We start from the raw sequence: 21,714 nt of genomic DNA on the forward strand, positions 1-21,714 counted from the left end.
CTCAGGCGTGCAGCGGGTTGATCTTGTTGGCCTTGATGCCGTACTTGGCAATGGCCTCGGCCACCTTGGCGACCGGCACGCTGCCCTCTTCCGACAGCGCCTTGAGCGCCGCGGCCACGATGTAGTGGCGGTTGATCTCGAAGTGCTCGCGCAGCTTGCTGCGGAAGTCGCTGCGGCCGAATCCGTCGGTGCCCAGCACCTTGAAGCTGCGACCCCTGGGCACGTAGGCACGGATCTGGTCGGCATAGTTCTTCATGTAGTCGGTGGAGGCGATCACCGGTCCGGCATGCGCGCCCAGTTGCTGCGCCACGAAGGGCACGCGCGGCGCCTCGGTGGGGTGCAGCAGGTTCCAGCGCTCGCAATCGGCGCCGTCGCGGGCCAGTTCGTTGAAGCTGGGGCAGCTCCACACATTCGCGGCCACGCCCCAGTCCTCTTCGAGCAGCTTCCTCGCGGCCACGGCCTCGCGCAGGATGGTGCCCGAACCCAGCAAGTTGACGCGCGGGGTCTTTTTCGCCCCCTCTTCGAGCAAGTACATGCCCTTGATGATCTCGTCCTCGGTGCCGGTGCGCAGGCCCGGCATGGCGTAGTTCTCGTTCAGCAGCGTCAGGTAGTAGAAGACGTTTTCCTGCTTCTCGACCATGCGCTTCAAGCCGTGCTGCATGATCACGCCCACCTCGTGCGCGAAGGTCGGGTCGTAGCTGACGCAGTTCGGGATCGTGCCGGCCAGGATGTGGCTGTGGCCGTCCTCGTGCTGCAGGCCTTCACCATTCAGCGTGGTGCGGCCCGAGGTGCCGCCGAGCAGGAAGCCGCGGGCCTGCATGTCACCGGCGGCCCAAGCCAGATCGCCGATGCGCTGGAAGCCGAACATCGAGTAATACACGTAGAACGGAATCATGATCCGGTTGCTCGTGCTGTACGACGTGGCCGCGGCGATCCAGCTGGCCATGCCGCCGGCCTCGTTGATGCCTTCCTGCAGGATCTGGCCAGCCTTGTCCTCCTTGTAGTACATGACCTGGTCTTTATCGACCGGGGTGTACTGCTGGCCCGCCGGGTTGTAGATGCCGACCTGGCGGAACAGGCCTTCCATGCCGAAGGTGCGCGCCTCGTCGACCAGGATGGGCACGACGCGCGGGCCCAGCGCTTGGTCGCGCAGCAGTTGGGTCAGGAAGCGCACATAGGCCTGGGTGGTGCTGATCTCGCGGCCCTCGGCGGTCGGCTCGATCACGCTCTTGAAGGTTTCCAGCGCCGGCACGGTGAAGCTCTCGTCGGCCTTCGTACGGCGGTGCGGCAGGTAGCCGCCCAGCGCCTGACGACGCTCGTGCAGGTACTTCATTTCCGGCGTGTCGTCGGCCGGCTTGTAGAAGGGCAACCGCGCCAGTTCGCTGTCGGGAATGGGGATGTTGAAACGGTCGCGGAAGATCTTGATGTCCTCGTCGGTCAGCTTCTTGGTCTGATGGACGTTGTTCTTGCCTTCGCCGGCCTTGCCCATGCCGAAACCCTTGACGGTCTTGATCAGCAGCACCGTCGGCTGGCCCTTGTGGTTGACCGCGCGGTGGTAGGCCGCGTACACCTTCTGCGGGTCGTGACCGCCGCGCTTGAGGCTCCAGATGTCGTCGTCGCTCATCTTGGCGACCATCTCGGCGGTGCGCGGGTCCTTGCCGAAGAAATGCTTGCGGACGTAGGCACCGTCATTCGCCTTGAAGGCCTGGTAGTCGCCGTCCAGCGTGTCCATCATGACCTTGCGCAGCGCACCGTCCCTGTCGCGCGCCAGCAGCGGATCCCAGTTGCTGCCCCAGATCAGCTTGATCACGTTCCAGCCGGCGCCGCGGAACTCGCCTTCGAGTTCCTGGATGATCTTGCCGTTGCCGCGCACCGGGCCGTCCAGGCGCTGCAGGTTGCAGTTGATGACGAAGATCAGGTTGTCCAGGTTCTCGCGCGCGGCCAGGCCGATCGCGCCCAGCGACTCGACCTCGTCCATCTCGCCGTCGCCGCAGAAGACCCAGACCTTGCGGTTCTCGGTGTTGGCGATGCCGCGGGCATGCAGGTACTTCAGGAAGCGCGCCTGGTAGATGGCCATCAAGGGGCCCAGGCCCATCGAGACGGTCGGGAACTGCCAGAACTCCGGCATCAGCTTGGGGTGCGGGTAGCTCGACAAGCCCTTGCCCTCGACCTCCTGGCGGAAGTGCAGCAACTGCTCCTCGGTCAGGCGGCCCTCCAGGTAGGCGCGGGCATAGACGCCGGGCGACACGTGGCCCTGGATGTAGAGGCAGTCGCCGCCGTGGCCCTCGCTCTCGGCGTGCCAGAAATGGTTGAAGCCGGCGCCGAACATGTGCGCCAGCGAGGCGAAGGAGCCGATGTGGCCGCCCAGGTCGCCACCGTCTTCCGGGTGATGGCGGTTGGCCTTGACCACCATGGCCATCGCGTTCCAGCGCATGTAGGCGCGCAGGCGCTCCTCGATCTCGATGTTGCCCGGGCAGCGTTCCTCCTGGTCCGGCTCGATCGTGTTGACGTAGCCGGTGTTGGCCGAGAACGGCATGTCCACGCTGTGCTGGCGCGCCTCCTCCAGCAATTGCTCCAGCAGGTAATGGGCACGCTCGGGCCCCTCGGCCGATATCACCGCCGACAGGGCGTCAAGCCACTCGCGGGTCTCCTGCGCGTCCACATCGTTGGCAGCCGCGCTCGGCTTCTGATCAGGCATGGCGGACATGGGTGTCTCCTGGTTGTTGGCCATTGGTTGTGTCTGAATCGGGGCGCAGTGTGGCACAAGGTCAGACAATTTTCAAATGGCGGATATCTTTTTCATGATATGAAATAATATCGAACGACATCGACCCACCTCGCCGGAGGACGGCATGCACCGCGCCCGCGATAATCCGCTCCGATGTCCGCCAGACCCGAGCGCCACCCCGCCCCCCCTTCCGTCTTGCACCGCCTGTTCGGCCGGTGGTGGCGCCAGCAGTCGCCTGCTCGCCAGGACCGCTTTGCGACCATCGGACCGCTGGTCTCGGTGCTGCTCTTTCTGGCCGCCATCACCACCGCGTTCTGGTACCTGCGCAGCGAGGAGATCGACCGCGCCACCGAATCCCTTCAGCGCGACACCGAGGTGGCCCAGCAGCAGATCCGGCTGCACCTGATCGAGAACCAGGAGCAGTTGGTCCGCATCGCCCGCGAACTGGTCACCCGCGACATCGATACCGCCGCCTTCCAGGCCCAGGCCGCTGCCTTCGAGCATGAACGCCACGAGGTGCTGCGGGTCGCCTGGCTCACCTCGCACCGCGGCGTGCACGCGCTGCAGCAGGTGGTCAGCTTCGCCAACGACGACACGGCCGATCCCGACAAGCCCGACCCGTCCTTGCCGGTCCTGGGCCGAAGCTCGGAATCCGAGTTCAGCTTCCTGGCCGCCCGGGACACCCACCAGGTGGTCTATTCCCACGCATTCAACGATGCCAGCGGCACCCCGGTGTTCCAGGTACAGGTGCCGTTGATCGACAAGGGCAGCTTCGTCGGTGCGATCCTGGTCGACTACTCGATCGAGGCGCTGGTGCGCTATTTCGTGCCGGCCGAGGTCAGCCGCCGTCACGGCGTGGCGGTGCTGGACGCCGATGGCCGGCTGCTCGCCGGCACCGTCACCACCATGCCGGGCCAGAAGCGCTCGCCGCCATCGCTGCAGTACGACGTGCCGCTGGCGCCGATGGCCAATGGTCTGATACTGCGCGGCTTCGGCTACCGCACCTCGATCGGCCTGATCGGCAACACCTTGTTCTGGATGGTGGTGGCCTTGTCGATCCTGACGGTATGGATGCTGTTGGGCACCTGGCGCCATGTGCGCCGCCGCGCCCAGATCCAGGGTGCACTGGTGCAGGAGACGAACTTCCGCCGGGCGATGGAAAACTCGATGCTGACCGGCATGCGTGCGATGGACCTGGAAGGCCGCGTCACCTACGTCAACCCGGCCTTCTGCGCGATGACCGGCTATGCCGAGACCGACCTGATCAACGGCCGCCCGCCCTTCCCCTACTGGCCATCGGACCGCATCGACGAGAACACCCGCCTGCTGCAGCAGGAACTGCTGGGCCGCAGCCCGGCCGGCGGCATCGAGGTCAAGGTGATGCGCAAGGACGGCTCGATCTTCGACGCCCGGATGTACGTCTCGCCGCTGATCGACCCCAAGGGGCAGCAGACCGGCTGGATGACGTCGATGACCAACATCACCGAGGCCAAGCGCATCCGGGACCAGTTGTCCGCCTCGCACGAGCGCTTCACCACCGTGCTCGAAGGCCTGGACGCCGCGGTCTCGGTGATGTCGGTGCAGCAAAACGAACTGCTGTTCGCCAACCGCTCCTACCGTCTGTGGTTCGGCGCCGACGCGACCGGCCACAGCCTGCTGGCCAGCAGCGCGGTCGGCAGCCTCTACCTGCCCGAGGCCGACGATGCGATCGACAGCCTCTCGGGCCTGCCTCAGCAAGAGCTGACCGAGGCGGGTGCCCAGCCCCACGAGGTCTACGTCGAAGCGCGCCAGATGTGGTTCGACGTGCGCAGTCGCTACCTGCAGTGGACCGATGGCCGCCTGGCCCAGATGCTGATCGCGACCGACGTCACCTCCCGCCGCCGGGTCGAGGAACTGGCCCAGCAGCAGGCCGAGAAGGCACAGGTCACCAGCCGCCTGATCACCATGGGCGAGATGGCCTCGTCGGTGGCCCACGAGCTGAACCAGCCGCTGACGGCGATCAACAACTACTGCAACGGCATGGTCAGCCGGGTGCGTGCCGGGTCGATCGAGACCGACGACCTGATCACGGCGTTACAGAAGACCGCCCGCCAGGCCGAGCGCGCCGGCCAGATCATCCACCGCATCCGCGCCTTCGTGAAGCGCAGCGAGCCGCAGCGCCAGACGACGCACGCCAAGGACATCGTCGAAGACGCGGTGGAACTGGCGGGCATCGAATTGCGCCGCCGCAAGGTCGCGATCCAGAGCTACGTGGCGCAACGCCTGCCGCCCTTGCACATCGACCCGATCCTGATCGAGCAGGTGCTGCTGAACCTGCTCAAGAATGCCGCCGAGGCGATCGACAACGCGCGGCTCCCGCCATCGCGCCGACACATCGAGCTGCGGGTGATTCCGCGGCACACCGCCGAGGAAGGCGGGGTGATCGAATTCAGCGTCACCGACATGGGCCCGGGAATGAGCGACGAAGTCAGCTCGCGCCTGTACGAGGCCTTCTTCTCGACCAAGGCCGATGGCATGGGCATCGGGCTGTCGCTGTGCCGCTCGATCATCGAATCGCACCGGGGAAGGATGCGGGCCCAGAACCTCTACAATGGCAACCTCATCACGGGGTGCCGGTTCGCCTTCACCCTGCCCGTCGACCTGACGCTACGCGCAGAGCCCCAACCGATACCCGAAGTACCGGAAGAGACCGCCGCGGCCAACCCCAACGCTGCTTCCTCATGAGCCTGATCCCGAAGAAAGGCACCGTCTACGTTGTCGACGACGACGAGGCCGTGCGTGATTCCCTCCAGTGGCTGCTGGAAGGCAAGGACTACCGCGTCAAGTGCTTCGACTCGTCGGAGTCCTTCCTGTCGCGGTTCGACCCCCGTGAAGTGGCCTGCCTGATCGCCGACATCCGGATGGACGGCATGAGCGGCCTGGAACTGCAGGACCGGCTTCTGGAGCGCCGCAGCCCCTTGCCGGTGGTGTTCATCACCGGCCACGGCGACGTGCCGATGGCGGTCACGACGATGAAGAAGGGCGCGATGGACTTCATCGAAAAGCCCTTCAAGGAGGCCGAACTCGTGGCCTTGGTCGAGCGCATGCTGGAGCAGGCGCGCGTCGCCTTCAGCCAGCACCAGGAACAGGCCAGCCGGTACGCCCTGCTCTCGCGCCTGACCACCCGGGAAGCGCAGGTGCTGGAGCGCATCGTGGCTGGGCGGCTGAACAAGCAGATCGCCGACGACCTGGGCATCAGCATCAAGACGGTCGAGGCGCACCGCGCCAACATCATGGAAAAGCTCAACGCCAACACCGTGGCCGACTTGCTCAAGATCGCGCTGGGCGCCACGCAAAAGGCCTGAACCCGCGACACCGATGCACACCTCAACGGGGCCCCTGGGCCCCGTTGGCACTTCTGGATCCCAAGCCCCTTCCGACCACTCGACGAAAGCGCCCCCCATGACCGCCCAACTCATCGACGGCAACGCCCTGTCCCGCCAGCTCCGCGCCGAGGTGGCCACCCGCGCGGCGGCCCTGACCGCCCGCGGCCAGCAACCCGGCCTGGCCGTGATCCTGGTCGGCGAGGACCCGGCCTCTGCGGTCTATGTGCGCAACAAGATCAAGGCCTGCGAGGACAGCGGCGTTCGCTCGGTGTTCGAGAAGTACGATGCCGGCCTGAGCGAGGCCGACTTGCTGGACCGGATCGCCGCGCTCAACGCCGATCCCGCCGTTCACGGCATCCTGGTGCAGATGCCGCTGCCCAGGCACATCGATGCGCACAAGGTGATCGAGGCGATCGATACCACCAAGGACGTGGACGGCTACTCCGTGCTGTCGGCCGGCGAACTGATGGCGGGCCTCGACGGCTTTCGCCCCTGCACGCCTTATGGCTGCATGAAACTGATCGCTTCCACCGGCGTCTCGCTGAAGGGCAAGCATGCGGTGGTCATCGGCCGCAGCAACACCGTCGGCAAACCCATGGCCCTGCTGCTGCTGCAGGCCAACGCCACCGTCACCATCTGCCACAGCGCCACGCCGGATCTGGCCCATCACACCCGCCAGGCCGACGTGGTGGTGGCCGCGGTGGGCCGCCAGGGCACGCTGACCGCCGACATGGTCAAGCCCGGTGCGATCGTGATCGACGTGGGCATCAACCGCAACGCCGACGGCAAGCTCTGCGGCGACGTGGACACGGCAGCGGTGGCCGAGGTGGCGTCCTACATCACCCCGGTGCCGGGTGGGGTCGGCCCCATGACCATCACAATGCTGCTGGTCAACACCCTCGAGGCCGCCGAGCGCGCCGCGGCCCGCTGAACGCGCCCGTCCTCTGCCCGACCTAGCCGCGAGACCTTCCGACATGACCAACCCCCTGCTCCAACTCGACGGCCTGATCGACTACCAGGCGATCCGCCCCGAGCACGTCAACCCGGCCATGGACCACCTTCTGACCGCGGCGGACGCCGCGCTTGAGCGGGTCATCGGGCCCGACGTCGCTGCCGATTACGACGCCATGTCGCTGGTGCTGGGCGTGGCCACCGAGCGGCTGTCGCGTGCCTGGGGCGCCGTCAGCCATTTGAACCACGTCGCCGATTCGCCGGCCCTGCGTGCCGCCCATGCCGAGAATCTGCCGAGGATCACCGAGTTCTACACGCGCCAGGGCAGCGACGAGCGGCTCTACGCCAAGTACCGCGCATTGGCCGCCAGCCCGGCCGCGGCCACGCTCAGTGCGCCGCGGCGCCAGGCGCTGACCCACTGGCTGCGCGATTTCCGCCTCGGCGGAGCCGATCTGCAGGGCGAGGCGAAAGTTCGCTTTGCGCAGATCCAGGAGCGCATGGCGGAGCTGTCCCAGGCCTATTCGAACCATGTGCTGGACGCCACCGACGCCTTTGCCTATTACGCCACCGAGGCCGAACTGGAGGGCGTGCCGGCCGATGTGGTCGCCGCCGCCCGCGCCGCGGCCGCCGCAGAGGACCGGGACGGCCACAAGCTGACGCTGCACTTCCCCAGTTACTTTCCGGTGCTCCAATTCGGCCGCAACCGGGCGCTGCGCGAACGGCTCTACACCGCCTATGCCACCCGCGCCAGCGAGCTCGGCGAGCCCGACCGCGACAATTCGCCGGTGATGCGCGAGCTGCTGCAACTGCGCCAGGAGGAAGCCGCTCTGCTGGGCTACGCCAATTACGGCGAGGTCTCGCTCGCCGCCAAAATGGCGCGCAGTCCGGCCGAGGTCATGGGATTCCTGCGCGATCTGGCCGGCCGGGCGCACCCTGCCGGCCGGAAGGATCTGGCCGAGCTGCGTGAATTCGCAGCGCGCGAACTGGGCCTGGCCGAACTGCAGTCCTGGGACGTCGCCTACGCCAGCGAACAGCTCAAGGAGTCGCGCTACGCGTTCAACGACCAGGAAGTCCGGGCCTATTTCCCGCTGCCCAAGGTCCTGCAAGGCCTGCTGGGCATCGTCGAAACGCTGTTCGACGTGCAGATCCGCGCCGCCCAGGCCCCGACCTGGCACCCGGCAGTGAGCTTCTACCGCATCGAGCGCGCCGGCCAGCGCGTCGGCGAGTTCTACCTCGACCCCTATGCCCGCACCGGCAAGCGCGGCGGCGCCTGGATGGACGATGCCCGGGAGCGCTGGCGCCGGCCCGATGGCGGTGGCCTGCAGACCCCGGTGGCGCAGTTGGTCTGCAACTTTGCGTCGCCGGTCGGCGACAGGCCGGCGCTGCTGAGCCACGACGACGTCACCACCTTGTTCCACGAATTCGGCCACGGCCTGCACCACCTGCTGACCCAGGTCGACGATCTCGGCGTGTCGGGCATTGCCGGCGTCGAATGGGATGCGGTGGAGTTGCCCAGCCAGTTCATGGAGAACTTCTGCTGGGAGTGGGAGGTGCTGCAGCGACTCACCGCCCACGTCGACAGCGGCGCACCGCTGCCCCGCGCCCTGTACGACAAGATGCTGGCGGCCAAGAACTTCCAGAGCGCGATGCAGACCTTGCGCCAGGTCGAGTTCGCGCTGTTCGACATGCGCCTGCACACCGAAACCGATGCGGCCGACCGGGTCATGGCGATTGCGCAGGAGGTGCGCAACGAGGTGGCCGTCCTGCAACCGCCGCCCTTCGCGCGCTCGCCGCACACGTTCTCGCACATCTTCGCCGGCGGCTACGCGGCCGGCTATTACAGCTACAAGTGGGCCGAGGTGCTGTCGGCCGATGCCTGGAGCGCGTTCGAGGAGAACGGCGCGCTGGACCCGGCCACCGGCCTGCGCTTCCGGCGCGAGATCCTGGAGGTCGGCGGCAGCCGGCCGGCGCTGGCCAGCTTCACCGCCTTCCGCGGTCGCGAGCCATCGATCGACGCGTTGCTGCGCCATCAGGGCATCGCCGCCTGACCGCGTGCGGCGTGCTAGTCTTTGTCGTCGCTGATCCTGAGGATTTCGTCGAACCATGCGCCTTGACTTTCGATTCCTCCGCGTCGTGCCCTGGGGTCTGATCGCCCTGGGCCTGTCCGGCGCCGCGCTGGCGCAGTACAAGGTGGTGGGCCCCGATGGCCGCGTCACCTACAGCGACCAGCCGGTCCCGGGCGCCGCCGCCGTCGGTGCGGGCACGCCAGGCGACGCTGCGACAGCCGCCAGCGGCCTGCCCGCGGATCTGCGCCGTGCGATGGGCCGCTACCCGGTCACCTTGTACGCGAGCAAGTCCTGCCCGCCCTGTGATACCGGACGCCAGTTGCTGCAGCAACGCGGCGTGCCGTTCGCCGAAAAGCGGGTCGAATCGCCGGCCGACATCCAGGCGCTGCAGCGGCTCAGCGGGGCCACCAGCCTGCCGCTGTTGACGGTGGGCAACCAGCAGCTGAAAGGCCTGGTGGCCGCGGACTGGCAAAGCTATCTCGATGCGGCCGGTTACCCCGCCACCTCGAAGCTGCCGGCAAGCTGGCGCAACCCGGCGCCTACCCCCCTGGTGGCGGCACAGGCAGCGGCCGGGGACGACACCGCACCCGCTCCAGCGGCCGCGTCCCGCAACGATGCGGCGACGCCGACCCCGCCGGCCGATCCGGACAAGCCGCGCATCCGCTTCTAGCTGGCGCCTCGACGCACGGCCAGCGAACGCGGAGCCGCTCCCTGACGGTCAGGCGGACGGCGGTCCGTCCCCACCGTCCGAGGGTTCGAGGCCCAGCAGCGCGTCGGCCCGGTGATCGGGCAGGGTCTCCACCGACTTGAGTCGCCGCGTCATCGCGCGGGTCCGCGTCTCGGCATCGCTGATGGTGTTGCTGGCTTCGTCAAGCTTCTTCTTGGTCTTGGCCAGGACCTCGCCAAACTTGCCGAACTCGGTCTTGACCGCGCCCAGCACCTCCCAGACTTCGGCGCTGCGTTTTTCCAGCGCCAGCGTGCGAAAGCCCATCTGCAGGCTGGACAGGGTGGCCAGCAGCGTGGTGGGACCGGCCAGCGTGATGCGGTGCTCGCGCTGCAGGCTTTCGACCAGGCCGGGCCGGCGCAGCGCCTCGGCGTACAAGCCCTCGGTCGGTACGAACAGGATGCCGAAGTCGGTCGTGTAGGGGGCGGCGATGTATTTCTCGCGGATCGTCTTCGCCTCCAGCCGCAGCCGCGTCTCGATGGCCTTGGCCGCCGCCTCGGCCGCCACCGGATCGGCCGCTTCCTGCGCGCTGAGCAGTCGCTCGTAGTCCTCGCGCGGGAACTTGGCGTCGATCGGCAGCCACAGCGGCAAACCGTCGTCGCGCCGACCCGGCAGCCGGATCGCGAACTCCACCCGCGCGTTGCTGCCCGGCACGGTCTCGACATTGGCGCCGTACTGTTCGGGCGTGAACACCTGTTCCAGCAGGCCGGCCAGTTGCACCTCGCCGAACACGCCGCGGGTCTTGACGTTGGTCAGCACGCGGTTGAGCGAGCCTACGTCGCGCGCCAGCGTCTGCATCTCGCCCAGGCCCTTGTGCACCTGCTCCAGCCGGTCGGCCACCTGCTTGAAGCTCTCGCCCAGGCGCTGCTCCAGCGTGGCGTGCAGCTTCTCGTCCACGGTGGCACGCATCTGGTCGAGCTTCTTCTCGTTGCCGTCCTGCAGCGCCGCCAGCTTCTGCTCGACCGCCGCGCGAACCTCGCCGAGCCGGCGCTCATTGCCCTCGGCCAGCAACCTCAGCTGCTCATTCAGGCCGTCGGCCACACGCTGGAGGGCCTGGTCCTGCGCTTCGCGGGCCTGCAGCAGTGCGCTGGTCTGCGCCTGGCGGGTCTGGCCCAAGGCCGCAGCCAGGGCGTCCTGGCCCGACTGTGCCTGCTGCGTCAGCGCCTGAGTCGTCGCCTGCAGCGCCTGGGCCACCTGCTGCTGCATCGCCGCCAACTGCACCCGGAACGAATCGATCTGCTCGTTCTGTGTCCGGGCAACATCGCCGGATTGCGCCAGCAAAGCCTGCTGAAACAGCGACAAACCCTGGCTCAGCTCGCCCCGGGTGGCACTGGCGCTGGCCTGCACCTCGCCGCGCAACTCCCGCTCCAGGCGCTCGCTGCTCTGCTGCTGGCGCCCTTGCGCATCGTCGAACGCGGCCTTCAGGGCGAGTTGCAGCGGGGCGGCGTCCGGGCGGCGCAGCGCCAGCCACACGACCAGCAACAAGGTCACGGCCACCAGGACCAGCAGGAGGACGTTCGAAAGCATCAAAGTCATGCGCCCATTGTGCCGGCTGGGCACTGGCCGCCGATCCGTGGACGGCTCAGCGCGATGCCAGCACCTCGGGATTCAGGGCCGTCGGCGGCGCGCCGCCGGTCAGCGCGGCGATCAGGTTGTCGGCCGCCAACTGGCACATGGCCAGACGGGTCGGCAGGCTGGCGCTGGCGATGTGCGGCGTGAGCACCACGTTGGGCACGGCGAGCAGCCCGGGGTGCACCGCCGGTTCGCCCTCGAACACATCGAGCCCCGCCGCCGCGATGCGGCGCTCGCGCAGCGCCTGGGCCAGTGCCGCGTCGTCGACCACGCCGCCGCGCGCCACGTTGGTCAGCGTCGCGGTCGGCTTCATCAAGGCCAGCTCGGCCGCGCCGATCAGGTGGTGCGAGGCGGCGCTGTAGGGCACCACGATCACCAGATGGTCCGCCTGGCGCAGCAACTCGTCCTTGCCGAGGTACCGAGCGCCCAGTTCGGCCTCCTCGGCCTCGCTGAGCCGGCTGCGGTTGTGGTACGCCAGCTTCATGCCGAAGCCCAGCACGCCGCGCCGCGCGATCGCCTGGCCGATCCGACCCATGCCCAGGATGCCCAGCGTGGCGCCGTGGATGTCGGCACCGGCGAACAGATCGACCTGCCAGGTGGTCCATTCGCCACGGCGCAAATAGCGCTCGCTCTCGGTGATGCGCCGCGCGGTGGCCATCATCAGCGCGAAACCGAAATCGGCCGTGGTCTCGGTCAGCACGCCGGGCGCGTTGCTCACCAGCACGCCGTGCGCGGTGCAGGCCGGCAGATCGATGTTGTTGTAGCCCACCGCCATGCTGCACACCGCGCGCAGTTCAGGGCAGCCGGCCACCAGCGCGGCGTCGATCGGCTCGGTCCCGGCCACGAACACGCCGGCACAGCCTTGCAGGGCCTGAACCAGTTCGGCGTGGCCCCATGCCTGCTCGCTGTCGTGGGTCCGCACATCGAAGTGCTGGCGCAGGCGTTCGAGCACCTGCGGAAAGATACGGCGAGCGACGAGCACCCGCGGACGCGCGGTCGAAGTCATGGGATCAGTCTCCAGGGGAAGGGCGGGGAGCGGCACCGGGCGGCACCGGCTCACGCCATGAATCGGGCGAAGGCGGTGACCGGCTCGCGCTCGGTGACCAGGCTGTTTTCAATAGCCTGCGGGTCGGCGTGGCCGAGCGCCATGCCGCACACCACGGTGCGATCGGCCGGCAGCCCGAGCTCCTCGGCGATCAAGCGGTGGAATTGGGTGAACGCCGCCTGCGGGCAGGTGTCCAGACCGCGCGCCCGCGCCGCCACCATGATGCTCTGCAGGAACATGCCGTAGTCCAGCCAGCTGCCCTGCTCCATCACCTGATCGATCGTGAAGATCAGCCCCACCGGCGCATCGAAAAAGCGGAAGTTGCGGGCGTGTTGCGCGTGCATGCGTGCCTTGTCGGCCTTGCCGATGCCCAGCAACTGGTACAGGTCCCAGCCCACCTTGCGCCGCCGGTCGATGTACGGCGAGACCCATTCGGTCGGGTAGTAGGCATAGGGTTCGCGGTGCCGGGCGCGCTGCTCGGGGTCGTCGTAGGCCGCCACCAGCCGTGTGCTCAGCGCCTGCAGCGAGCGTCCCGTCAACACGGTCACCTGCCAGGGTTGGGTATTGGTGCCCGAGGGCGCGCGCGCCGCGACGGCCAGGATCTGCTCGACCGTTTCGCGCGGCACCGGCGTGGGTAGAAAGGCACGGATCGAACGACGGCCGGCGAGTGCCGCGTCCACAGCGTCAACAGCAAGGGGGTTCATCGATTCAGACTTTCAAGGCTTGCAGCGCGTGGCTCAGCGCTGCCGGCAGCGGTACCGGTCGCCGGGTCTGGCGATCGACGTAGACGTGCACGAAGTGGCCGGCGGCCGCGGTCTCGGACCCGCCTGCGGCGAACAGGCCCACTTCGTAGCGCACGCTGGAACTGCCCACCTGGGCCACCCGCAGCCCGGCTTCGATGGCCTGCGGAAACGCCAACGGCGCGAAGTAATTGCAGCGCGTCTCGACCACCAGTCCGATCACCGGGCCGGCATGGATGTCCAGCGCGGCGGCGTCGATCAGGTAGCCGTTCACGGCGGTGTCGAAGAAGCTGTAGTACACGACGTTGTTGATGTGACCGTAGACGTCGTTGTCCATCCAGCGGGTGGCGAGGGGCCGGAACAGGCGGTAGGCCTGCCGAGGCTCAGGGCGGGGTCGTGAGGTCATGGGGCGATTGTTCCATCGTCGCCGCGCCCGTGCTGACGCGGACGCGACCGCATCGGGACGCCGGCCCCCGGGATCGGCCCCGTCACCGTCCCCGTTAGGGCGGCGCCCCCAATCATTGCTGCGCCGCAACAAAAGACTTGCAATCGCGCTGCGGCAGCCTATACTTCGAATCATGTTGCAGCGCACCATTTGTATCGAAAGCTGCACCGTGTCCCCCCAACCTAGGAGATTCACATGCTGACCGCTGAACAAATGCTCGCCGCCCAAAAAGCCAACGTCGAAACCCTGTTCGACCTGACCAACAAGGCCTTCAACGGCGTTGAAAAGCTGGTTGAACTGAACCTGCAAGTCGCGAAGGCGTCGATGGGCGAAGCGGCCGAGACCACCAAGGCCGCGCTGTCGGTCAAGGACGCGCAGGAACTGCTGAGCCTGCAAGCCGGGCTGCTGCAACCGGCCGCCGAAAAGGCCGCCGCCTACAGCCGTCACCTGTATGACATCGCCGCTGCGACCAACGCCGAAGTGACCAAGCTGGCCGAGGCGCAGGTCGCCGACCTGCAGAAGAGCTTCGCCGGTCTGGTCGACAGCGCCGTCAAGAACGCGCCCGCCGGCACCGAAAACGCGGTGGCCCTGGTGAAGTCGGCGATGGCCGCTGCCAACAACGCCTACGAAAGTGTGCACAAGGCCGCCAAGCAGGCCGCTGACGTGGCCGAAGCCAATTTCCAAGCCATCACCACCCAGGCGGTGAAGGCCTCGGCCGCTCCGAAGGCCGCGCGCCGCGCCGTCTGATCCACCTGTGCGCCCTGAGCGGCGCGCAGCGCCCGACCCAGCCGGGCTCGCACGGCTGCCTGGAAGTTGTCTCCTCGGTACCCCGTTGACGGCCCAACCTGATGTCTGGCGTCGCTCACCAGGTACCGTTCAAGCCCGACCCCTCGTGGTCGGGTTTTTTTCGTTCGGACCGTGCGCGACCTGGCCGGTTCGCCGGCCCTAGCGCGTCAGCGCCGCGATCCGCTCGCGCAGCGTCGGCAGCATCGCCAAGGCCGCTGCACGGCCAGCCTCGATCGCCTTCATCCGCGCCGTGAAGTCCGCGCTGGACACCCCCGCCAGCGCCGGCCGGATCACGACATCCGCGCCCTTGAGCTCCAGCTGGTTGATGCTGCGCTCCATGATCGCGAAGGTCTGCAGCAGCATGTGCACGGCATCGCCGGTGGCGTGGCCGTCGGGTGGCGACGAAATGTCCACCGCGATCACCAACTCGGCCCCCATCTTGCGAGCGAAACGCACCGGCACCGGCGCCACCAGCCCGCCGTCCACGTATTCGCGCGTGCCGATCCGGACCGGCTCGAACACGGCCGGCACGGCACTCGAGGCCCGCACGGCCGTCCCGACATCGCCGCGCTGAAACAGGATCGGCCGGCCGCTGGCCAGGTCGGTGGCGACGATGCCCAGCGGCAGCTTCATCCGTTCGATCGGCAGCCCGTCGGTCTCTTCCCGCACATAGCGCGCCAGCGCTTCGCCGCGGATCAGCCCGCGACCCGGAAAACCCCAGTCGGTCAGCGCCGATTCATCCATGTCGCGGGCCATCGCCGTCATCGCGGCACCGCTCTTGCCCGACGCGTAGATGGCGGCCACCAGACTGCCCGCCGAGGTGCCGACCACCAGATTCGGACGCAGGCCCTGCTCTTCCAGCACCTGGATCACGCCGATATGGGCAAAGCCGCGGGCGGCCCCCCCACCCAGGGCCAGGCCGATGCGCGGCGGGCGGCGGGGTACCGGCTCGGGCGGGACGGGCGGAGGTGACGGGCGCACGGGCGCCGGCGTCTGGCAGCCCGCCAGCGTCAGCAGGGTGGCCAGGCCCGCCAAGGCGGCGCGGCGGTTCACCGGGCCCACGGCGTGCTCGCGAACAGCAGACTTCATGGGCGTCATTCTAGAAGGGCTCTGAATCGTCTCGCCGCCTTTTATATCTGAATGAAATAAGCATCTGAAATCAATGTAGTTTCAAAGAATAAGAAGCCTCCGTAGAGTCACCCTCGTCGCCTCACAAGCCAGGGTTCTCCCGATGTACACCTACACCCGCTTCGATCGTCAAGTGGTCCACCAGCGCGCCGCGCAGTTCCGCGACCAGCTGGCTCGTCATCTCGGCGGCGAACTGCCGGACGACGATTTCCGGGCCCTGCGCCTGCAGAACGGCTGGTACGTCCAACGCCACGCACCGATGCTGCGGGTCGCCGTGCCCTATGGCGAAATCGCCAGCCGCCAGCTGCGCCAGTTGGCCGCGATCGCCCGCGACCACGATCGCGGCTTCGGCCACCTCAGCACCCGCCAGAACGTGCAGTTCAACTGGATCCCGCTGGCGGAGGCGGCCGACGTGATGGACAAGCTGGCCGAGGTCGACCTGCACGGCATCCAGACCTCGGGCAACTGCATCCGCAACATCACCAGCGACGCGCTGGCCGGGATTGCCCCCGATGAGCAGATCGATCCCCGGCCCTACGCCGAGATCCTGCGCCAGTGGAGCACGCTGCATCCGGAATTCGCCTTCCTGCCGCGCAAGTTCAAGATCGCCATCACCGGTGCCCGCGCCGACCGCGCCGCAATCGCCTGGCATGACGTGGGCCTGCAACTGCTGAAGAACGCTGACGGCGAGGTCGGCTTCACCGTGCTGGCCGGTGGCGGCATGGGTCGCACGCCGATCATCGCCAGCGAGATCCACGCCTTCGTGCCCTGGCAGCAGATCCTCGTCTACCTCGAGGCGATCGTCCGGGTCTACAACCGCTACGGCCGGCGCGACAACGCCTACAAGGCCCGCCTGAAGATCCTGGTCAAGGCCGAAGGGCAGCGCTTCGTCGACGCGGTGAACACCGAGTTCGGGAAGATCCTGGGCAGCGATGCCGAAGGCCGCCAGCACCTGATCCCCGCATCGGAACTGGAGCGGGTGGCGCGCCACTTCGCGCTGCCGGCCGGTGTGCGCCCGGCCACCGGCGGCTACAACCCGCATCGCACCGGGCCGGCGCCGGTCGCGTTCCTGCGCTGGCTGGACCGCAACGTGCATCCGCATCGCATCCCCGGCTACCGCGCCGTGACCCTGTCGACGAAGCGGCCCGGCCAGGCGCCGGGGGATCTGACGGCCGACCAGATGGACCGGGCCGCCACGCTGGCCGACCGCTATTCTCTGGGCGAGCTGCGTGTCACCCACGAGCAAAACCTGCTGCTGCCGTGGGTGCGCGAGGCCGATCTGCGCGCCGTCTGGCATGCGGCCCAGGATGGCGGTTTCGCGACGCCCAACATCGGCCTGCTGACCGACATCATCGCCTGCCCTGGAGGCGACTTCTGCGCGCTGGCCAACGCCCGCTCGATCCCGATCGCCGCCAGCATCAGCGAGCGCTTCGACGATCTCGACGAATTGTTCGATCTGGGCGAGATCGATCTGCACATCAGTGGTTGCATGAACAGCTGCGGCCACCATCACACCGGTCACATCGGCATCCTGGGCATCGACAAGGACGGGGACGAGTGGTATCAGCTGTCGCTGGGCGGCTCGGACGGTTCGACCCTGAGCGGGCCGGCCAGCCCCGGCCGGGTGATCGGGCCGGCCTTTGCGGCGGAAGAAGTGCCTGACGTGGTCGAGGCGCTGATCGACACCTACGTGCGCCTGCGCGAACGAGGCGAGCGCTTCGTCGACAGCGTTCGGCGCCTGGGCTTGGCGCCCTTCCGCACCGCCGCCGATGCCGTGCGCCGCCAGACCGCACGCGCGCCGGAACGAGAGACCGCCCCGACCCAGGCTGCCGAAGCCGATTGCGTTGCCTGAGACCCGCGATGAAATTCATCTCCCTGCTTGACGACCCCTGGTGCCGACTGGATGACGAGGCGGCATCCGGCCCCGAGCATCGCGCCGTGCTGATGTCGCTGGCCCGCTGGCAACGTCACGAAGACTGGCCGTCCGACACGCGCAAGGGCGTGCTCCTGGCGAACACCGACGACGTGGAGGCGCTTGGCGCCGACCTGGCTGGACTGTCGCTGATCGTGCTGCAGTTCCCCAAGTGGGTCGACGGGCGCGCGTACAGCCAGGCCCGTCTGCTGCGCTCGCGCCTGGGATACCGCGGCGAACTGCGCGCCACCGGCGAGGTGTTGGTGGACATGCTGCCGCTGCTGCATCGAACCGGTTTCGACGCGGTGCATCTGCGCGCCGATCAATCGGAATCCCATGCACGGCGTGCGCTCGCCCGGATCAGCGCCCATTACCAGGGTGATGTCGTGCAGACGCGACCGCTGTTTGCCCGCCTGCCCGCCTGACGGACCTCGCACTCATGCCGAACCAAGACCTCATCTCTTTGCTGCCGGACCGGGGCAGCGCCCCGCAGGCCCGCGCGATCGACCTCTACGCCCGGGTCACCCCCGGCTTCGAGCAACGGCTGGCCGACACGCTCGCCCAGTTGCGCAGCGGAGCCGCCGAACACGTCGACACCATCGTGCTGGCCAGCAGCCTGGGTGCCGAAGACATGGTGCTCACCGACCTGATCGCACGCCATCAACTGCCGATCGCCGTGGCCACGCTTCAGACCGGGGCACTGCATGCCCAGACGCAGGACTTGCTGGCGCGCGCCGAGCACCACTATGCGCTGACGATCGAGCGCTACGCGCCTCGCGACGAGGCCGTGGTGCACTTCGTGCACCGCCACGGCGAGCAGGCGATGTACCAGAGCATCGAGTTGCGCAAGGCTTGCTGCCAGTTGCGCAAGCTGGAACCGCTGGACCGGATGCTGGCAGGCCGCAGCGCCTGGATCACCGGACTGCGCCGAGAGCAGTCCGCCCACCGCGGCAACCTGCCCGCCCGCGAAGTGGAACCGAATGGTCGGATCAAGTTCAATCCCTTGCTGGCGTGGAGCTGGAACGATGTCTGGCACTACATCGACCGGCACGACGTACCCTACAACCCGCTGCACGACGCCTTCATGCCCAGCATCGGCTGCGCACCTTGCACCCGCGCCATTGCGCTGGGCGAAGATTTCCGCGCCGGCCGCTGGTGGTGGGAAGACGAAGGCGCCAAGGAGTGCGGTCTGCACGTCAACGCTGCGCCAGCCCGCCAGCAGGCGGTCACCGCCTGAGCGCCGTCCGCTGGCACCGGCCTCGCACCCGAGGTGCACCTTCAATATTGAGGGTCATCATGGCCGGCGTGCCACCTGGCCTTAAAATCCCAGTTTCGCCGCGCGCGGCGGCTTGCCCGCTTCACGCCGGCCCGCGAGCCGGGCGCTACCCACCGGGTCCGCCTTTCTTCCTCCAATGACCGTCGCCTGCCCATGACCCACGTCGTCACAGAAGCCTGCATCCGCTGCAAGTACACCGACTGCGTCGACGTCTGCCCCGTCGATTGCTTCCGCGAAGGCCCGAACTTTCTGGCCATCGATCCCGACGAATGCATCGACTGCGCCGTCTGCATCCCGGAATGCCCGGTGAACGCCATCCTCCCTGAAGAGGACGTGCCCGGCGACCAGCAGTCCTACATCGCGCTGAACGCCGAACTGGCCAAGGGCTGGCCCAGCATCACCAAGCGCAAGGCGGCGCTGCCCGATGCCGACCAGTGGAAAGACCGCAAGAACAAGCTGGGCGAATTGATCCGCTGAGCCCCCCCTGCCTTTGCGCCATCAGCCCGCCACTGCGCGGGCTTTTTCGTGGGCGGCGCGCGGCCGCACTGTGGGGCTTTTCGCGACAGGCACGGCGGCCGGTGGCGGTGCACGGCGATAATCGATCCGGTTCGGCCCGGCTGGGCCGAACACATTCGCTAGGGGTGTTGCGCCGTCCATGAGTCGGTGCGACTGAGAAAGTCCCTTTGAACCTGATTGAGGTAATCCTCGCGCAGGGAAGCAAGCCGACTCGGACCTTGCCACACCAACCGGTGTGTTGCCTGACTTCCGACGGATGGGTTCCCTGCCATCGTCCTTGAGAGTCCGCGATGGCCATGTACCGATTCCTTTCCTCCTGCCGAATCAGCCCCTGGGCCGGCGCCAGCTTGATGCTGGCCGTCAGCGCCGCCGGGGCTCAATCCGAGCCCGCCGCGGTCGTCACCGTGACCGGCCAGGCTGACCCGGCGGTCGCGTCCGTCGCCGGCTTCGGCGACGCGCCGCTGGCCCGCTCGCCCTTCCAGGCCACGACGCTGACCAGCGCCGCGCTGACCGACGCCGGCGTGCAGACCCTGGGAGACATCACTCGCATGGACGCGAGCATTGGCGATGCCTACAACGCCCCGGGCTACTACGCCACGATGGCGGTGCGCGGCTACACGCTGGACAACCGTTTCAACTACCGACGCGACGGCCTACCGATCAACGCGGAAACCTCCTTGGCGCTGGACGACAAGGCAAGCGTCGAAGTGCTGGAAGGCACCAGCGGCGCGCAAGCCGGCACCAGTGCACCCGGGGGCTTGGTCAACCTCGTCGTGAAGCGGCCCCGCGGCAATGCCACCACGGTGTCTGCCGGCGTGTCGGACGAAGGCAGTCTGAAACTGAGCGCCGACATCGACCGCCGCCTGGGCACCGACGGCCGGTCTGGCCTGCGCGTCAACCTGGCAGCCGAGCAACTTCGTCCGGTGTTCAAGGATGACCGCGGGCAGCGGTATCTCGCTGCCGTGGCCGGCGACACCCCGGTCGGACGCGACGGCCTGCTCGAACTGGAAGTCGAGCTGAGTCACCAGTCGCAGCCCAGCCTGCCCGGCTTCAGCCTGCTGGGCAGCCGGCTGCCGTCGGCGGCTTCGATCGACCCGCGCATCAACCTGAACGACCAACTCTGGAGCTTGCCCGTGGTGTTCGACGGCACCACCGGCAGTCTGCGCTACACCCAGCAGCTGGCCGATGGTTGGCGCGCCGTGGCGCAAGCGATGACCCAGCGACTGCGCACCGACGACCGCATCGCCTTCCCCTACGGTTGCAGCGCCGAAAACAACTACAGCAGCTATTGCAGCGACGGCAGCTTCGACCTGTACGACTTCCGCAGCAACGGCGAGCGCCGCCATACCGACGCGGGCGCGCTGCGTGTGGAAGGCCATCTGACCACCGGCGAGGTGGTGCACCAGATCTCGGCCGGCGTGCTCGCCAGCCGATTCATCGAAAGCCTGGGACCGCAGATCTACAACTTCGCGGGGATCGGCACGCTGGACGGCAACACCATGGTCCCGGCCGCCCCAACCCCGGAAATCACCAACACCGACCGCACCGAACGCAGCACCGAATGGCAATTGTTCGACCAGATGCATGCCGGCCGCGCCGGACTCTGGCTGGGCTTGCGCCACACCACGCTCGACCGCCGGAGCGTGCAGACCGATGGCACACAGGCCACCGCGTACGCGCAAGGTTTCACCACACCCTGGTTGGCCGGCACTTGGCAGCTGAACCCGGCCGACATGGTCTACGCCAGCTGGGGCCAAGGCGTGGAAAGCGATGTGGCGCCCAACCTGCCGATCTACACCAACGCCGGCCAACCCCTGCCGGCGCTTAAGAGCCGACAGACCGAGATCGGCGTCAAGCACCAGGGCCCCACGCTGAGTTGGTCGCTCGCCTGGTTCGACATCGCCAGGCCGCTGGCGGTGGACCTGGGCAGTTGCGATGTCGCCCTCAGCTGCACCCACCAGGTCGACGGCACGGACCATCACCAGGGAGCCCAGGCCGCGATCGGCCTCACCCAAGGCCCATGGAGCCTGCACGCCAGCACGATGTGGCTGCAGGCACGACGCGAGCACAGCCAGAACCCTGGCCAGAACGGCTTGGCTCCCACCAACGTGCCGGAGCACACCGCTCGCGTGCTGATCGACTACCGTGTACCTAGCGTACCTGGCCTGGCCTTGCAGACCCGGATCACGTTCGAAGGCCCGCGTCAGGTCCTGGCCGACAACAGCCTGACCGCACCCAGTTGGACCCGCACCGGCCTGGCCGCCCGCTATGCCTGGCACGCTGACGGCCGGGACTGGCTGCTGCGCGCCGGTATCGACAACCTGTTCGACCGCCGCGCGTGGCAGGAAACCCCTACCCAGTACGGCCATGTCTACCTCTACCCCCTGGCACCGCGAACTTTTCGCGCTGGGATTCAGGTCGACTTGTGAAATCCATCAAAACCTGCCTATAATCTGAGGC

The 21,714-nt window shown here is 67.8% G+C and carries 17 protein-coding genes and 1 riboswitch; of the genes, 11 read left to right on the top strand and 6 right to left on the bottom strand.

The window, feature by feature from the left end:
- Window position 1: 1 nt before the first annotated feature.
- Window positions 2-2,707, bottom strand: coding sequence for a pyruvate dehydrogenase (acetyl-transferring), homodimeric type (aceE, locus tag AC0N04_RS15480; protein ID WP_474283155.1), 2,706 nt, complete (start codon window positions 2,705-2,707; stop codon window positions 2-4).
- Window positions 2,708-2,881: 174 nt separating this feature from the next.
- Here aceE and AC0N04_RS15485 point away from each other — a divergent pair, with 174 nt between their 5' ends.
- From AC0N04_RS15485 to AC0N04_RS15505, 5 genes are all read left to right on the top strand, one after another.
- The gene (locus AC0N04_RS15485) at window positions 2,882-5,452 is read left to right on the top strand and encodes a PAS domain S-box protein (RefSeq protein ID WP_474283156.1); all 2,571 of its coding nucleotides are present in this window, start codon (window positions 2,882-2,884) and stop codon (window positions 5,450-5,452) included.
- Window positions 5,449-6,072, top strand: a complete 624-nt coding sequence (locus AC0N04_RS15490; protein ID WP_474283157.1) for a response regulator transcription factor — start codon at window positions 5,449-5,451, stop codon at window positions 6,070-6,072. The genes AC0N04_RS15485 and AC0N04_RS15490 overlap by 4 nt, the downstream gene beginning before the upstream one ends.
- Before the next feature lie 97 nt (window positions 6,073-6,169).
- Window positions 6,170-7,024: a bifunctional methylenetetrahydrofolate dehydrogenase/methenyltetrahydrofolate cyclohydrolase FolD gene (folD, locus tag AC0N04_RS15495; RefSeq protein ID WP_474283158.1), complete on the top strand. Its 855-nt coding sequence runs from the start codon at window positions 6,170-6,172 to the stop codon at window positions 7,022-7,024.
- Window positions 7,025-7,067: 43 nt separating this feature from the next.
- On the top strand, window positions 7,068-9,092 hold the full coding sequence (locus AC0N04_RS15500) for a M3 family metallopeptidase (RefSeq protein WP_474283159.1): 2,025 nt from the start codon (window positions 7,068-7,070) through the stop codon (window positions 9,090-9,092).
- A gap of 55 nt (window positions 9,093-9,147) precedes the next feature.
- Window positions 9,148-9,780 (top strand): glutaredoxin domain-containing protein, encoded by a 633-nt coding sequence (locus tag AC0N04_RS15505; RefSeq protein WP_474283160.1) that lies wholly within the window; start codon window positions 9,148-9,150, stop codon window positions 9,778-9,780.
- A gap of 48 nt (window positions 9,781-9,828) precedes the next feature.
- Here the strand turns inward: AC0N04_RS15505 and AC0N04_RS15510 are convergent, their stop codons facing one another.
- Genes AC0N04_RS15510 through AC0N04_RS15525 form a run of 4 tightly spaced genes read right to left on the bottom strand, consistent with a single transcriptional unit; the run spans window position 9,829 to window position 13,597 of the window.
- Window positions 9,829-11,370: a DNA recombination protein RmuC gene (locus AC0N04_RS15510; RefSeq protein WP_474283161.1), complete on the bottom strand. Its 1,542-nt coding sequence runs from the start codon at window positions 11,368-11,370 to the stop codon at window positions 9,829-9,831.
- Window positions 11,371-11,416: 46 nt separating this feature from the next.
- The gene (locus AC0N04_RS15515; RefSeq protein ID WP_474283162.1) at window positions 11,417-12,412 is read right to left on the bottom strand and encodes a 2-hydroxyacid dehydrogenase; all 996 of its coding nucleotides are present in this window, start codon (window positions 12,410-12,412) and stop codon (window positions 11,417-11,419) included.
- A gap of 50 nt (window positions 12,413-12,462) precedes the next feature.
- Entirely contained in the window at window positions 12,463-13,155 is a 693-nt protein-coding gene (locus tag AC0N04_RS15520) for a nitroreductase (RefSeq protein ID WP_474283163.1), read from the bottom strand.
- A 4-nt stretch (window positions 13,156-13,159) separates the two neighbouring features.
- Window positions 13,160-13,597, bottom strand: coding sequence for an acyl-CoA thioesterase (locus AC0N04_RS15525; RefSeq protein ID WP_474283164.1), 438 nt, complete (start codon window positions 13,595-13,597; stop codon window positions 13,160-13,162).
- 234 nt (window positions 13,598-13,831) lie between these two features.
- Between AC0N04_RS15525 and phaP the strand changes: the two genes are divergently transcribed.
- Entirely contained in the window at window positions 13,832-14,383 is a 552-nt protein-coding gene (gene phaP, locus AC0N04_RS15530; protein WP_474283165.1) for a TIGR01841 family phasin, read from the top strand.
- A 198-nt stretch (window positions 14,384-14,581) separates the two neighbouring features.
- Here the strand turns inward: phaP and AC0N04_RS15535 are convergent, their stop codons facing one another.
- Window positions 14,582-15,511: a patatin-like phospholipase family protein gene (locus AC0N04_RS15535; RefSeq protein ID WP_474283166.1), complete on the bottom strand. Its 930-nt coding sequence runs from the start codon at window positions 15,509-15,511 to the stop codon at window positions 14,582-14,584.
- Between the two features lie 142 nt (window positions 15,512-15,653).
- Between AC0N04_RS15535 and AC0N04_RS15540 the strand changes: the two genes are divergently transcribed.
- From AC0N04_RS15540 to AC0N04_RS15560, 5 genes are all read left to right on the top strand, one after another.
- Window positions 15,654-17,402, top strand: a complete 1,749-nt coding sequence (locus AC0N04_RS15540; RefSeq protein ID WP_474283167.1) for a nitrite/sulfite reductase — start codon at window positions 15,654-15,656, stop codon at window positions 17,400-17,402.
- A gap of 8 nt (window positions 17,403-17,410) precedes the next feature.
- Complete coding sequence (locus tag AC0N04_RS15545; RefSeq protein WP_474283168.1) at window positions 17,411-17,887, top strand: DUF934 domain-containing protein; 477 nt, start codon at window positions 17,411-17,413, stop codon at window positions 17,885-17,887.
- 14 nt (window positions 17,888-17,901) lie between these two features.
- On the top strand, window positions 17,902-18,699 hold the full coding sequence (locus AC0N04_RS15550) for a phosphoadenylyl-sulfate reductase (protein ID WP_474283169.1): 798 nt from the start codon (window positions 17,902-17,904) through the stop codon (window positions 18,697-18,699).
- 192 nt (window positions 18,700-18,891) lie between these two features.
- Complete coding sequence (gene fdxA, locus AC0N04_RS15555) at window positions 18,892-19,215, top strand: ferredoxin FdxA (protein WP_474283170.1); 324 nt, start codon at window positions 18,892-18,894, stop codon at window positions 19,213-19,215.
- 150 nt (window positions 19,216-19,365) lie between these two features.
- Window positions 19,366-19,471: riboswitch (TPP riboswitch) on the top strand.
- A 73-nt stretch (window positions 19,472-19,544) separates the two neighbouring features.
- Entirely contained in the window at window positions 19,545-21,683 is a 2,139-nt protein-coding gene (locus AC0N04_RS15560; protein ID WP_474283171.1) for a TonB-dependent siderophore receptor, read from the top strand.
- Window positions 21,684-21,714: the final 31 nt, after the last annotated feature.

Source organism: Ideonella sp. sgz306126, from assembly GCF_056032705.1.

Bases quoted from the DNA above. Each gene is read 5' to 3' on its own strand.
- AC0N04_RS15550 (WP_474283169.1), top strand. From the start codon at position 17,902: ATGCCGAACCAAGACCTCATCTCTTTGCTGCCGGACCGGGGCAGCGCC.
- AC0N04_RS15540 (WP_474283167.1), top strand. From the start codon at position 15,654: ATGTACACCTACACCCGCTTCGATCGTCAAGTGGTCCACCAGCGCGCC.
- fdxA (WP_474283170.1), top strand. From the start codon at position 18,892: ATGACCCACGTCGTCACAGAAGCCTGCATCCGCTGCAAGTACACCGAC.
- folD (WP_474283158.1), top strand. From the start codon at position 6,170: ATGACCGCCCAACTCATCGACGGCAACGCCCTGTCCCGCCAGCTCCGC.
- phaP (WP_474283165.1), top strand. From the start codon at position 13,832: ATGCTGACCGCTGAACAAATGCTCGCCGCCCAAAAAGCCAACGTCGAA.
- AC0N04_RS15520 (WP_474283163.1), bottom strand. From the start codon at position 13,155: ATGAACCCCCTTGCTGTTGACGCTGTGGACGCGGCACTCGCCGGCCGT.
- AC0N04_RS15525 (WP_474283164.1), bottom strand. From the start codon at position 13,597: ATGACCTCACGACCCCGCCCTGAGCCTCGGCAGGCCTACCGCCTGTTC.
- AC0N04_RS15560 (WP_474283171.1), top strand. From the start codon at position 19,545: ATGGCCATGTACCGATTCCTTTCCTCCTGCCGAATCAGCCCCTGGGCC.
- AC0N04_RS15490 (WP_474283157.1), top strand. From the start codon at position 5,449: ATGAGCCTGATCCCGAAGAAAGGCACCGTCTACGTTGTCGACGACGAC.
- AC0N04_RS15485 (WP_474283156.1), top strand. From the start codon at position 2,882: ATGTCCGCCAGACCCGAGCGCCACCCCGCCCCCCCTTCCGTCTTGCAC.
- AC0N04_RS15535 (WP_474283166.1), bottom strand. From the start codon at position 15,511: ATGAAGTCTGCTGTTCGCGAGCACGCCGTGGGCCCGGTGAACCGCCGC.
- aceE (WP_474283155.1), bottom strand. From the start codon at position 2,707: ATGTCCGCCATGCCTGATCAGAAGCCGAGCGCGGCTGCCAACGATGTG.
- AC0N04_RS15545 (WP_474283168.1), top strand. From the start codon at position 17,411: ATGAAATTCATCTCCCTGCTTGACGACCCCTGGTGCCGACTGGATGAC.
- AC0N04_RS15510 (WP_474283161.1), bottom strand. From the start codon at position 11,370: ATGACTTTGATGCTTTCGAACGTCCTCCTGCTGGTCCTGGTGGCCGTG.
- AC0N04_RS15505 (WP_474283160.1), top strand. From the start codon at position 9,148: ATGCGCCTTGACTTTCGATTCCTCCGCGTCGTGCCCTGGGGTCTGATC.
- AC0N04_RS15500 (WP_474283159.1), top strand. From the start codon at position 7,068: ATGACCAACCCCCTGCTCCAACTCGACGGCCTGATCGACTACCAGGCG.
- AC0N04_RS15515 (WP_474283162.1), bottom strand. From the start codon at position 12,412: ATGACTTCGACCGCGCGTCCGCGGGTGCTCGTCGCTCGCCGTATCTTT.